Origin of the sequence: Acinetobacter lwoffii, from assembly GCF_029024105.1 — a bacterium.
Lineage (GTDB): Bacteria > Pseudomonadota > Gammaproteobacteria > Pseudomonadales > Moraxellaceae > Acinetobacter > Acinetobacter lwoffii.
In genome coordinates this window covers 63,123-76,637 of the sequence record NZ_CP118964.1, presented here as the reverse complement: position 1 = coordinate 76,637, position 13,515 = coordinate 63,123, and the positions used below count along the sequence as shown (strand labels likewise).

Annotated in this window: 8 protein-coding genes and 6 pseudogenes; 6 read left to right on the top strand and 8 right to left on the bottom strand. The window is 41.4% G+C overall.

Annotation, left to right across the window (positions count from 1 at the left end):
• Nucleotides 1–84 precede the first annotated feature (84 nt).
• The 3 genes and pseudogenes from ptsP to PYW33_RS15645 all read left to right on the top strand — a co-directional run.
• Nucleotides 85–1,734, top strand: a pseudogene (gene ptsP / locus PYW33_RS16955) (phosphoenolpyruvate--protein phosphotransferase); the annotation flags it as partial.
• Between the two features lie 7 nt (nt 1,735–1,741).
• Complete coding sequence (pfkB, locus tag PYW33_RS15650) at nt 1,742–2,674, top strand: 1-phosphofructokinase (protein WP_004647820.1); 933 nt, start codon at nt 1,742–1,744, stop codon at nt 2,672–2,674.
• A gap of 4 nt (nt 2,675–2,678) precedes the next feature.
• Entirely contained in the window at nt 2,679–4,361 is a 1,683-nt protein-coding gene (locus PYW33_RS15645; RefSeq protein WP_004647821.1) for a fructose-specific PTS transporter subunit EIIC, read from the top strand.
• 29 nt (nt 4,362–4,390) lie between these two features.
• Here PYW33_RS15645 and PYW33_RS15640 read toward each other — a convergent pair.
• The 8 genes and pseudogenes from PYW33_RS15640 to PYW33_RS15605 all read right to left on the bottom strand — a co-directional run.
• A pseudogene (locus PYW33_RS15640) lies at nt 4,391–4,758 on the bottom strand (HipA domain-containing protein); the annotation flags it as partial.
• 31 nt (nt 4,759–4,789) lie between these two features.
• Nucleotides 4,790–5,943: pseudogene (gene tnpC / locus PYW33_RS15635) on the bottom strand (IS66 family transposase).
• A 160-nt stretch (nt 5,944–6,103) separates the two neighbouring features.
• Nucleotides 6,104–6,493 carry an IS66 family insertion sequence element accessory protein TnpB gene (gene tnpB, locus PYW33_RS15630; RefSeq protein WP_016807156.1) on the bottom strand — a complete coding sequence of 130 codons (390 nt, stop codon included), beginning with the start codon at nt 6,491–6,493 and terminating at the stop codon, nt 6,104–6,106.
• Nucleotides 6,494–6,577: 84 nt separating this feature from the next.
• On the bottom strand, nt 6,578–6,844 hold the full coding sequence (locus PYW33_RS15625; RefSeq protein WP_228127489.1) for a transposase: 267 nt from the start codon (nt 6,842–6,844) through the stop codon (nt 6,578–6,580).
• 133 nt (nt 6,845–6,977) lie between these two features.
• A complete protein-coding gene (locus PYW33_RS15620; protein ID WP_004647827.1) occupies nt 6,978–8,789 on the bottom strand; it encodes a monovalent cation:proton antiporter-2 (CPA2) family protein in 1,812 nt (603 codons plus the stop codon).
• An 85-nt stretch (nt 8,790–8,874) separates the two neighbouring features.
• Nucleotides 8,875–8,996, bottom strand: a pseudogene (locus PYW33_RS15615) (IS5/IS1182 family transposase); the annotation flags it as partial.
• A gap of 8 nt (nt 8,997–9,004) precedes the next feature.
• A pseudogene (locus PYW33_RS15610) lies at nt 9,005–9,837 on the bottom strand (IS982 family transposase).
• Between the two features lie 114 nt (nt 9,838–9,951).
• Nucleotides 9,952–10,185 (bottom strand): annotated as a pseudogene (locus PYW33_RS15605) (transposase); the annotation flags it as partial.
• Nucleotides 10,186–10,488: 303 nt separating this feature from the next.
• Between PYW33_RS15605 and acuR the strand changes: the two are divergent.
• The 3 genes from acuR (at nt 10,489) to PYW33_RS15590 (ending at nt 13,508) form a co-directional block, all read left to right on the top strand.
• Nucleotides 10,489–11,124 carry an acrylate utilization transcriptional regulator AcuR gene (gene acuR, locus PYW33_RS15600; RefSeq protein ID WP_004647830.1) on the top strand — a complete coding sequence of 212 codons (636 nt, stop codon included), beginning with the start codon at nt 10,489–10,491 and terminating at the stop codon, nt 11,122–11,124.
• A gap of 89 nt (nt 11,125–11,213) precedes the next feature.
• Nucleotides 11,214–12,191 (top strand): acrylyl-CoA reductase (NADPH), encoded by a 978-nt coding sequence (gene acuI, locus PYW33_RS15595; protein ID WP_004647831.1) that lies wholly within the window; start codon nt 11,214–11,216, stop codon nt 12,189–12,191.
• Nucleotides 12,192–12,284: 93 nt separating this feature from the next.
• Nucleotides 12,285–13,508 (top strand): IS256 family transposase, encoded by a 1,224-nt coding sequence (locus PYW33_RS15590; RefSeq protein ID WP_004647833.1) that lies wholly within the window; start codon nt 12,285–12,287, stop codon nt 13,506–13,508.
• Nucleotides 13,509–13,515: the final 7 nt, after the last annotated feature.

The window sequence follows — 13,515 nt, the reverse complement described above, 5'->3', positions numbered from 1 at the left end:
GTATCTCATCAGCACAGCAGTAGTGACCCAGTCGTAAATACTTTGGAATTAATGCCTTTTGAATCACATGGCGATACGGGTAGCTGCGGTATTGCGGCATCAACTGGCCTTGCTTTTGGTCCTGCACATGTGGTGAAGCCACATGAATTTAGTTATGAACGTCGCGGACAGAGTTTTAAAGCTGAGAATGAAAAGCTTGAAATTGCGCTTCATCAGGTGAAAAATAGCTTACGTCAATTCATTGCACATACTGAATCTACTGCCATTAAGCAGATCTTCATGGCACATTTGGAAATGCTGGATGATCCAGACCTCCTCCAAAGTGTACAACGCGGTTTAAAACAGGGGTTGTCTGCTGCTGCAGCTTGGCATGATCATATTGAAGTGGCTGCTACCGCACAGGCTGCACTTAGCGATCGTTTACTTGCAGAGCGTGCGGCTGATTTAAGGGATATTGGTGAGCGAGTTTTGGCTGTTTTGTGCGGTGTGGCCGATGTCACAGAACCCGAGCAACCTTATATCTTAATTATGCATGATGTTGGCCCGAGTGATGTAGCGCGTCTGAATAAAGATCGTGTTGCAGGCATTTTGACCGCGGTTGGTGGAGCGAGTGCCCATAGTGCTATTGTGGCACGTGCTCTGGCTATTCCAGCAGTTGTAGGTGCGGGTGTAGCTGTTTTAAATATTGAGAACCATGCCACAGTACTAATTAATGGGGATACTGGTGAGTATGTGGTCTCACCCGAGCAAAGTCAGATTGATCATGCCATTGCAGAGCGCCAACGCCAGCGTGAGTTGCGAGAACAAGCGGAACAGCATTGTTTAGAACCTGCCATGACACTGGATCAACATCAAGTTGAAATCGCAGCCAATATTGGCAAAGTGGGCGCTACGATACAGGCTGTGGCCGATGGGGCAGAAGCAATTGGTTTGCTACGCACAGAATTGGTCTTTATGTCACACAGCAGTGCGCCTGATGAGGCTACACAAGAAGCCGATTATCGGGTGGTGTTAGATGCTTTGGCGGGTCGTCCATTGGTGGTACGTACACTTGATGTGGGCGGGGACAAACCTTTGCCGTATTTGCCTATTGAAAAGGAAGAAAATCCATTCTTGGGCTTACGTGGTATTCGTCTGACTTTACGGAAGCCAGAGTTGCTACGTCAACAATTGGTTGCTTTACTTAAAGCAGCGGATAATCGCCCATTAAGAATTATGTTTCCTATGATTGGGCGGGTTGAAGAATGGCGAGCAGCAAAAGCAATTTTGGATGAGGTTCGCATACAGCATCCATGTGAAAACTTACAAGTCGGTATTATGATTGAGGTTCCTGCGGCAGCATTGTTGGCTCCAATTCTTGCTCAAGAAGTTGATTTTTTTAGTATTGGAACCAATGACTTGACTCAATATACTCTGGCGATTGACCGTGGTCATCCACTATTGTCTGCCGAAGCTGATGGCTTACATCCGAGTATTTTGCTATTGATTGATCAAACTGTTCGGGCAGCACATCAGCATGGTAAATGGGTGGGCATTTGTGGTGAATTGGCTGCTGATCCAAAAGCTGTGCCTGTATTGATAGGCTTGGGCGTGGATGAGTTGAGTATGTCGAGTACCAGTATTCCATTGGTGAAGGCGCAAATTCGTGGTTTGAACTATATAAATTGCCAACAGGTCGCACAGCAAGCCTTAAGTTGTGACAGTGCGTCTGCCGTACGTGCATTGGTGGAGTAATTACCGAATGGCTAAGATATTAAGCATTACTCTGAATCCTGCAATTGACCTCACCGTGCAATTGGATCAACTAAAAGTTGGCGAGGTCAATCGTCAGTTAACAGCCCAAAGCCATGCAGCAGGTAAGGGCTTAAACGTGGCACAGGTCCTTAAGGATTTGGGACATGAACTGATTGTGAGTGGCTTTTTGGGGCAAGAAAACCGTCAAATTTTTGACCATCATATCCAGCAAGAGCAATTTGATAACCAATTTATTTATGTTGCAGGTCAAACACGACAAAACATTAAAGTTGCAGAAGCTTCTGGTCAGATGACTGACATCAATGGCAAGGGCTTTTTTGTAGATACCTCAGCAAAACAACAACTATGTGAACGTCTATCTCAACTGATTTTAGAGGTTGATGTGATTGTGATTGCTGGCAGTTTGCCACAAGGTTTTTCTGCAGAAGAGCTTTCGACACTGATTCTATGGTTACAGTCTGCGGGTAAAAAAGTCGCAGTAGATACCAGTGGTGTTGCGTTGAAAGCAGCAATTGCTGCCCATCCTTGGTTGATTAAGCCTAATACAGATGAGTTGACAGAAACCTACCATTTGCCAGCAGAAACGTTTGCAGAACAGCAGCATCTTTTTGCCAGTTTAAATAGTCAGATCGAACATATTGTGGTCTCGATGGGTGAAAACGGGGTGAACTGGCTTCACCGCACGCAAACCCTGCATGCTACTGCACCGAAGGTCACCGTCCAAAGTACGGTGGGTGCGGGAGATTCCTTGCTGGCAGGTATGATTCATGGCTTGTTGAGTTCAACTTCCCCAGAAGAAACATTGAAAACAGCAACCGCAATTGCGAGCAATGCTGTGACCCAAATTGGGTTTGCCCTTCCAGACTTTGCTGTTATTGAAGATTTGAAATCGCAAATCTCAGTCCAATCATTGAGTTAATACGATGCAAGAGATAAAACATATTTTATTTGTGCCACATAGTCCCGAGCAGCCGATTAATGCAGTGATTTTGGCCAAAAAACTGTCCAAAGCAGCAACAGCACTTGGTATTTCCAATGATGTGGCGACATCAGTTGAGCATCTCGATTTATCAAATGTTATTGATACGGTTGTTTTTGTTGGACAGAAGTCGGCAGATGCGACTCAACTGCGTGACAAGGTTGTGAAAGTCATTGGTTTGAATAACGCGCAACACGATGCGATCATGCTTTTGCAACAAGTTCTTGAGCATTCAGATGCTTTAGATGAAACTATTGCAGCCAATGTAGGGGTTACACGCTTTGTCGCCATTACAGCATGTCCAACTGGTGTTGCGCATACGTTTATGGCGGCCGAAGCCTTACAACAAGGTGCAGTAAAGCACGGTTATCAGATTGATGTTGAAACCCAAGGATCGGTTGGGGCTAAAAATGTTTTATCGGCAGAAAGTATTGCCAAAGCAGATGTGGTGATCTTAGCAACGGATATTGAGGTCAATACAGATCGCTTTGTAGGCAAACGCGTATATCGCTGCAGTACAGGATTTGCCCTTAAGCAAACGGATAAGACTTTTGCAAACGCAATTGCTGAAGCCAAAGTGCTTGAAACGGGTAAGCAAACAGCCACTAAGACAGAAAATGAAAACAAAGAAAAAACTGGAATTTATAAACACCTTTTAACAGGGGTGTCTTTCATGCTGCCGATGGTGGTGGCGGGCGGTTTGATCATTGCCATCTCGTTTATGTTTGGCCTCAATCCTGTTGAAGGAAGCTTTGCCGCATCCTTAAAGCAAATAGGTGCTGCAGCATTTACTCTTATGGTACCTATGCTGGCAGGTTACATTGCTTATTCTATTGCGGATCGTCCGGGTTTAACTCCAGGTTTGATTGGCGGTTTACTTGCAACACAATTAGAGGCAGGCTTTCTCGGTGGATTAGTTGCAGGTTTTATTGCAGGTTATATTGCGTTATTTTTATCGAAACAGCTTAAACTCCCAAGTAGCCTAGAAGCATTAAAACCAATTTTGATTATTCCACTATTGGCCAGTTTAGCTGTTGGTTTAATCATGATTTATGTGGTTGGACAGCCTGTTGCACAATTGTTTGAATTACTCACACACTTCCTTGCCAATATGGGGACGACCAATGCCATGATCATGGGGATTATCCTTGGGAGTATGATGTGTATTGATGTTGGGGGGCCAATAAATAAAGCGGCTTATGCCTTTACGGTGGGCTTACTTACGTCACAAACATACGGACCGATGGCGATTACCATGGCTGCGGGTATGGTACCGCCATTGGGTATGGCAATTGCAACTTTTCTGGCAAAGCATAAATTTGCCAAACCTGAGCAAGATGCAGGGAAGGCTGCTGTAGTTCTGGGCCTATGTTTCATCTCGGAAGGGGCTATTCCGTTTGCTGCCAAAGACCCGATTCGAGTGCTTCCATGCGCGATCGCAGGTGGTGCTGTAACTGGGGCTTTGGTTGCATTATTTAAATGTGAACTAGTCACTCCTCATGGCGGTGTAATGGTACTGATCATTCCGAATGCGATGAATTATCCATTAAAATATTTATTGGCGATTGCGATTGGAAGTGTGGTGACTGGTGTAGCTTATGCCGTGATAAAACAACGGTTAGAATAAGCCCTTCATAGAAGCTTTGTGAAAGCTATTTAGTGCAATAAATGAATATTTGCTCAATCCTATTTTGGACCAGTTGGAGAGTCTCTGCTTGAATTTGTCCAGGTAATAGGTCATGAGCGATATTGCTGAATCGGATTGCAACCTTACAAATCGAGCCAATAATTTCATCGACTTCTTGGACACAAAGTTCCGCTTCCTGAGTACCAAGTTTCACAAGAGCTTGTCGAGGAATATCCAGTGCCTCACCCATGATATCCATTTGATGATATCCCCCTGGTCCTTCACAGAAAGTAACATCATAGGCAGGGGCGAGTTTCCATTGCCCATTTTGGGACATCAGAAATGAAAAGTTTTTGCAATGATCATCTCGATTATTGAATACTACATTGAAAACAGCGTAAGCGTCCGCTGAACCCCATCGCTATTTTTTAATTTGAGTTGGGTTTCCAGCGGTGTGGCAGTAATTCTTCAATCTGGGTCACTTTATGTGTCGGCAACCTTTTCAGCACATCACTTAAATAGGCATACGGATCTAGCCCATTCAGCTTTGCTGACTGAATCAGGGTCATGACATTCGCAGCTCGCTGACCACTGCGTAGCGAGCCAGCAAACAACCAGTCCTTGCGTCCCAATGCCCAGGGACGCATTTGATTTTCGACCCAATTGTTGCAAATCGGTAGATTGCCATCATCCAAATAGCGACTTAAAGCTGGCCAACGCTTCAGAGTGTAATTGATCGCCTTGGCGATTGGAGAACTCGACGGCACCGTCAGATAATGTTGGTTGAGCCATTCATATAGTTGTTGCATCACCGATTAGCTATGTTGTTGCCGGTATTCGCGACGGTGTTGCGCTGTACCATCGGTCTTTTTCCTGAGTTCTGCTTCTATGGCATACAGTTTCTGAATCATCACTAATGCTTGTTCAGCGACCTGACTTTTCCCGGTCACATGCAGTTCATGGAATTTAAGATGTGCATGGGCCATGCAGCCCACCTCAATGATCTGGCCTGATTTAAAGCGTGCTTTATAACCACCATAATCATCACAGACCAGATGGCCTTGCCAGTCTTTCAGGAACTCTTCAGCATGCTTATCCTGAAAGTCATAGATCACCGCCTGAAGTAGATTGTACTGTGTGGTGGCATAGGCCCAGACATAACCTTTCTTCGGTTTTTTCTCATTCTCACCCATCTGCATGATGGTGACCGGTGTTTCATCGGCATGCAGCACCTGTTGCTGCAGTACAAGCTGTCACAGCTGCATTGCGTTGAGGCAGGTTCGTGCTCAATACGCAGAGTGAGTAGATGATCAGGTAGCGGTCGACGTTTAGGTTTGTTGGCTGGGGCTTTCTGTGTCGCTGCATCGGTTTTAGCTGCATTCAGCCGTTCCAGTTCCAGATCAACCGCGGCAATATCTTCTTCAACCGCTTCATCCCAGAGGTGGATTTGTTTGGCCGTTAAGTATTCATTCTTCTGGGCGAACTTATGCCGTTTAAACTGCAAAAGTTCATGCTCGTATTTTTGATTGAGATTAGAGAGAGATTTAACTTTAGAATCTAATTGCTGATTTGATTGTTCCAGTTGTTGTTTTGATTATGCTAAAGACTGATGCTGCAGCGCCAACTGTCGGATAAATTCCAGCAGGTGTTCATGGGTCAGTTGGTTTAAATCAGGCAGCATTTTCATGACTGCAGTATGGTTGAGATCATGTTTGGAGAATAGCAGAATGGATGAGTTCGATTTAGAGCATTGTTACCACTTGCTGCAGACCGATTCTTTGCCAAGTTAAACCGTGGATCAGTGCTTGTAACTGCTCCGGGCTGAGGGTCACGGTTTCATCTTGGTGAACTTTAGCCCAGTGGAATTTTCCCTGTTCCAGCCGTCGGGCACATAGCCAGATGCCCAGCCCATCATGCACCAGCACTTTCATGCGACGGCCACGCTTATTACAGAACAGATAAGCACAATGCGGTTTGATATAGCCAAAGGCTCTCAGCACCTGAGCCATGACAGTATCCATACCTGCTCGCATATCCAGAGGTTGGGTAGAAAGCCAGATTTCATCAATGCGGATCATTTGATCAAGCCCTGAAGTAAAAGCAGCAACTCCTTGGCCGATTCCACTGGCCATTCTATTTCGATCACCTGATCTCTTGCGGAGCATTGTTTCTGATGCAGTGGAATTCTGATATGAGCGACAGCATTCTTTTCCGGTTCAGGTGGCGGCGGTGCTTCTTGTTTGACTCTGGTGTCGGGTGAAGAATGACGGGAAGAAAGTCGGTCTGTGGAATGGAAGGGGTTGTGAATGACGAATCCATTTATGTAATAGATTGGCATTGATCTGATGTTGCATTGTGACCTTAGCCACTGATGTATTTGGCTGCAGGCAAAGCTCGACCAAGTGCTGTTTAAAATCAGTTGCGAAGATTCTGCGGGCTCTTTCTGTCGTTTGTTCAGTGTCTATAAAAGTGTCTAAGGCCATAAACATAATGTCCATTTAATAAATAATGGGCACTATTGGTATATTGAGAAAATAAGAAAAGTGGGGTTCAGCGGATGCTTACCGAAAAAGAGATCTACAGAGACCTCTTTTTATTTGGGCTTAATACGTGAAATTATTGATGAGTGTCATCTTCATTCAGAATTTGCCCTGTGTGCTTTGGTGTAATTAAAGGTGCAGTCGGACGCGGTCCTGTGTATTGCAAGCCGATACCCGCATAGACATCATCTGCTGCAACTTCGGTTTCAAAACGTTCTTTGTCTCGTTCTCGGATTTCTTGGCTAATTTCTTCAACATCACTCTGGTCAACACCCAATTCTTCTAAAATCGCACCGCCAAATAGCATTGCCGACTCGAAGGTTTCTCGAATCATGTAATCCACATTTTGTTTTGCTAAATGCAGCGCATGCTCACGGTCATAAGAGCGAACCAGTAACTTGGTTAAAGGAAATTCATGTTGCACCAACTCTACAATCTTATTCGTCGTTTCTTTGTGGTCTACGCAAACAACAATTGCCTCAGCCGTATCTGCTCCCGAGGCATGTAAAATATCTAAACGAGAACCATCGCCATAGTAAATTTTAAATCCAAATCTTTCAGCGTTTTGAATCATGTCGATATCATTATCAATGATGGTCACATCAATCCCTCGAGCAAGCAGTAATTGACTGGAGACTTGTCCAAAACGACCGAAACCAATCATCAATACTTTTCCAGAAAGTCCTTCGGCAATACGGATATTTTCTAAAGAAGTTTGTTCTGTAGTTTGGGTAAAAGGTTTAAATAGAATGCCTATAATCGGGGTCAAAATCATCGACAAGACTACAATCGCAGTCAGGTTTGAGCTTTCAACAGCACTAATGATTTGAGCACTCATGGCGGCAGCAAAGAGTACAAAAGCAAACTCGCCCCCTTGAGCCATCAGTAATGCGCGATCGAGTGCTTCGGAGTGTGAACTTTTGGTCATGCGTGCAATTAGGTAAATCATGGATGCTTTGACAAACATCAGCAGAAGTACAGCACTTAAGATTAACACCCAGTTATTTTTTACGACGTTAAGGTCTAGTGACATGCCTACACCTAGAAAAAATAATCCGAGCAATATGCCACGAAACGGTTCAATATCTGCTTCAATCTGATGGCGAAAAGTGGATTCGGAGAGTAATACCCCTGCAAGGAAAGCCCCCATTGCCATCGATAAGCCACTGACTTGCATCAGTAATGCTGCGCCGAGTACCACTAAGAGTGCTGCTGCAGTCATGACTTCACGGGCTTTGGCTGCGGCTAATAAGCGAAATAAAGGATTAAGCAACCAATAGCCTGCAGCGATTAAACCTGCAATTGAAATTAAACCAATTCCGATGCTCTGCAAACGCGTAGAAGTACTTTCAACAACATGATTCGGTGCGATAAAAGCGACAATTGCCAATAAAGGGACAATCAATAAATCTTCAAACAGCAGGATCGAGATAATTTTTTGTCCTCGTGGTTGAGCAATGTCTCCACGATCTCCCAAAAGTTGCATCACAATTGCAGTCGAGGTGAGTACAAAGCCTGCAGCACATACAAAACTCACTTGCCAAGAATAGCCATAGATCAAGCCTACCGCCGTTAACCCCAATGAACAGGCACTAATTTGTAATGCGCCTAATCCAAAAATTTCTTTTCTTAAACTCCATAAATACGATGGACGCATTTCTAGTCCAATCACAAACAGATACATCACAATACCAAGCTCAGCAATATGCAGAATAGATGCAGAATCGTAGAAAAACGCCAGTCCAAATGGACCAATAATTAATCCTGCAATTAAATATCCCAATACCGAGCTTAATCCTAGACGCTTTATTAAGGGGACTGAGATCACTGCCGCTGTGAGCAGTATGACAGGGGATAGAAGGCTGATAGATGTGGCTTCTGCACTCATATATTTCTCAGATTTTGTATGGGGTCTGTTGACATTTCAAGTATAGAATTTACCCGATAAAGGTAGCCAAATATATATACAGGCTTCAAGCTAATGCAACTGCACCCTCATAGCTACACCTTAGCTTATCATATGGTGTTGCTATTCCTCTGAACTGCTTTAACCTATAAATGCGTTCTCAACTAAGTATCTAATTTTATATAAATACGCCAATCTCAACTTAAAATAAGATTTTCGAATTGAATTGGTGAATGACCAAGCTTTTTATTTAGCACCACACAAATTGTATGCGACAGAATTTTACGAGTTATGCGGTGGGTTAAATGCCATAGATCTTTTGCCCTCACTTTCTGAATGTGAAAGCGATCTGTTAATTGACCAATCACTGTTTCAATCTTTCTTCGGGCTTTCATCATTATTTGCATTGTCTCTTTAGGTCTGAAATCTATCATGTTTTTTCTAAAGGGTGTTTGTAAATCAATACCCTGATATTCATAATATCGTTTCAATTCTGGTTTTAAATAGCCCTTATCTGCTCCCAGTAAACCGTAAATATCATTCGTGATTTCAGGTGCAACATCTCGCTCATCACAATGAGCAGGTGCAAAGGTATAACCCGTAATCATGCCTGAAAGATTAATGACGATATGAGCTTTGAAACCATCAAGTTTTTATGCTTTCTAGCTCTGGTATAACTACAGACAGGGAGTGGGAAGCCATCAATAAAGTGAATGTTATCTGAACCATAACGCTGAATGAGCTGTCCCATAATGGATTGACTGACATGCCACAGGTATGCACAATGTTTACAGAAATTGGGATAAGATCCTAATTTTGGAAACCATTCTAACCAATTGTTTTTGAAATACATCCAAATATTTTTGTCTGTATCTAAAACAAGAAATTCACCTACTATTTGCATAGTGATGATTTCTACATCAGTAACAGCAGGCGGAAAACCACGAGTTCTCAGAGGCTGAATAACAACAATGGGATAAAGCTGTTCTATGATTACATAGACAAAAATGATAAATTCTTCAATGGACATAACTTTGCTTTAATTTCTTGGTAGAAACTAAAATAGGGTTATGTCCTTTTTATTTCAATCACTTAAAAAGTTGAGATTGGGGTTTAATATATTGAAATATATTAATTATTTTTTTATGCTATCCAATCCATCACCAAACACCTGTGAGTCACTGACATTATTGGTTGTGAGCTGAGCTGCAAGTTTTTGCAGTGTTTCAGCATCTATTATACCTATGTGAAGTTTACGCTATTGTCATCGATATTCAGACTGATGTTTTTTACGTTTTCATTCACCTTCTCCTAAAAACCTCAAGCCAGTAGGGTCAATGAGTAGATGGAGACTATCGCGACTTTTTTGATAGCTAAGAAGCCTCCAGTGGTAAGTTTGTGCAACAGAGCCTTATTTAACTAAAAATTTTCTATTTAACTTATGTTTACCTAAAATCTAGTTTATAAATTATTTTTACAATATATTTATTAATTTCAATATTTTGAAGAAAAATAATAGAAATTTATAAAAAATTAGTTCATAAACTTATAGGATTTTTAAGAGCATTTATATGAATGACTAAGTACTGTGAAAAAAGAGAACTAGATGACGTTTAGATAAAATTTTCAATCAAATAATCTTATTGTTGTTATTTCTAGTCACATAGTCTATTTTTATTATATGAATTATTCTTCCTCACCCAAAAGACCACGTGGTCGACCAACCAAACACGGCTGTAACTATGCAGACACTAAAGAAGTTTTAATCCACCGAGGTATCGAGTTACTGACCGAACGTGGAATGAATGCTATGAGCTTGGACGATCTCATGAAATCAGTCCAAGTTCCTAAAGGGTCTTTCTACCATTATTTTGTAAATAAAGAGGCTTTTATTTTAGAAGTCTTAGATGCTTATGAACTTTATTTTGTGAAGCGATTGAATAAGTTTTTAAGTCAAACTGATCTTTCCCCACTAGAAAAGCTGCAAAATTTTGTAAAAGATGCGGGTGAAAAAATGCAAAAATATGATTTTAAACGAGGTTGTATTTTAGGTAACTTAGGACAAGAAGTGTCGTATTTACCACAAGAAATCATTGCGCGAATCGAAAATATCTTTAAGGTATGGGAGAAATTAGTTTCTGATTGCCTACATCAGTCAAATTCACAATATAGCCTAGCTGATTGCGATGAAGCTGCTTATCAGTTTTGGATTGGGTGGGAAGGTGCAGTTCTAAGAGCACGTTTGGTCAAATCAACAAGTCCCTTAGATGCATTTTATCGCTTGTTTACTTTAGCTGTAAAACAACAAATCACGTAAAAAGTTAATTAAAAAATAAATGCAGACGTCTGTATTTATTTTTTAATTAATTCTAGACAAGCAGTCTAATTAAATGGAGAGGAAGTTCTATGTACAAAGGTATTGTAATTACTAAAGATGAAGCAGGTTACACATCACAAATTACTGAGATTGCATCAAAGCCTTTACAAGAAGGAGAGGTTAGAGTCGAAGTCAAATATTCAACACTCAATTATAAAGATGCTTTAGCCATTACTGGGCGTTCACCAGTGGTGCGTAGTTTTCCTTTGACCCCAGGCATCGATTTTTCGGGTGTTGTGATTGAATCAAAACATCCAGCATGGAAAGAAAGAGATGAAGTTCTACTGAATGGTTGGGGAGTGGGTGAAAAGTATTTTGGAGGGCTAGCCGAGCAAGTCACTGTTTCTGGTGATTGGCTCATACAAAAACCTTCTGCTTTTTCTTTTAAAGATACGATGGTTATTGGTACAGCAGGTTATACCGCAATGTTGTGTGTCATGGCTTTACAAAAACATGGTATTAAACCAAGTGATGGAAAAATTTTAGTGACAGGTGCAAATGGTGGAGTAGGTAGTATTGCCATTATTATTTTGAATCATCTTGGTTATGAGATTACAGCTTCAACTGGTCGACCTCAAGAGTCAGAATATTTAACCTATCTAGGTGCGAGTGAAATTATTGATCGTATTGAATTATCTTCCCCAGGAAAGCCATTAAACAAAGAAGTTTGGGCTGGCGTAATTGATACTGTTGGAAGCCATACTTTAGCCAATGCATGTGCTAGTACAAAATATCGTGGTGCAGTTGCTGCGTGTGGTTTGGCAGGCGGAATGGATTTTCCAGCAACAGTTGCTCCATTTATTCTAAGAGGGATTACCTTATATGGAATTGATAGCGTGATGGCACCAATCGAATTAAGAAAAGAAGCATGGGAACGTTTGGCTACAGAATTAGATCAAACAAAATTAGAAACAGTAACGACTGAAATTCAGTTAACAGATGCTTTAAATATTTCAAATGAAATTTTAGATGGAAAAATTCGAGGTAGAGTTGTTGTACAGATATAGTTCAACAAAATGAGTTGTGGGACTGTTCTAAATTTTGTGTAAGTACTTAATTTTCATTTATCCTACTGAGGATAATAAAAAGAGGTACTTCACATGGATGAAGCTACAATCAAAAGTATGGCAGCTGAATTAGCTAAAGGTTTAAAAACTCCTGAAGATTTAAACCAAATGACAGCCATATTTAAAAAGTTCATGATTGAAACCGCTCTGAATACTGAGCTTTCTGAACATTTAGGCTATGAAAAGCATCAACCTAAGAAAGGATCTAATGCACGTAATGGTTTTAGCTCCAAAACAGTTCTAACACAAGATGGGCAGCTTGCTTTAGATATCCCTCGTGATCGTGACGGCTCTTTTGAACCACAGATTATTAAGAAGCATCAAACGCGCATTACTAGCATGGATGATCAAATTCTTTCGCTATATGCGAAAGGAATGACAAATAGAGAAATTGTTGCTTTCTTTAAAGAAATGTACGATGCCGATGTATCTGCCTCCCTTATTAGTAAGGTGACGGATGCTGTCATTGAACAAGTGACAGAATGGCAAAATAGAACACTCGATAGTCTTTATCCTGTTGTCTATTTAGATTGCATTGTTGTTAAGGTTCGTCAGCATTCAACAGTAATCAATAAATCAGTTTATTTAGCATTAGGCATTAACCTGGATGGTCAAAAAGAACTTCTTGGCATGTGGCTTGCTCAAACAGAATGTTCCAAATTCTGGCTGTCAGTCATGACAGAGCTTAAAAATCGAGGAGTGCAAGATATTCTTGTAGCCTGCCTTGCGAAGCAGCGCTTCTCAGGACTAAAAGGCTTTCCTGATGCGATAGCCTCTGTCTACCCTCATACTGATATCCAGCTGTGTATCGTACATGTTGTACGCAATAGCCTGAGATTTGTGAGCTGGAAGGACTACAAAGCTGTAACAGCAGGATTGAAGGCGATCTATCAGGCAAGTACAGAGGAAAATGCTTTAAAGTCCCTAGATATCTTCTGCGATCAATGGCATCACCAGTATCCAAAAATTGGAGAATCCTGGCGGGCAAATTGGGAAAATATCCGAACGATCTTTAGCTATCCTGCTGAAATACGTCATGCGATTTACATAACAAATGCAATTGAATCATTGAATAGCGTGATCCGCCATTCAACTAAAAAGAGAAAGATCTTCTCTTCTGATGATTCAGTGAAAAAGGTCATTTATTTAGCAACTTCAAATGCTGCTAAAAAATGGACCATGCCAATTCAAAATTGGCGTTTAGCAATGAATTGGTTTACGATTCAGTTCGATGATCGATTAAAAGATCATTTATAAAAAATGA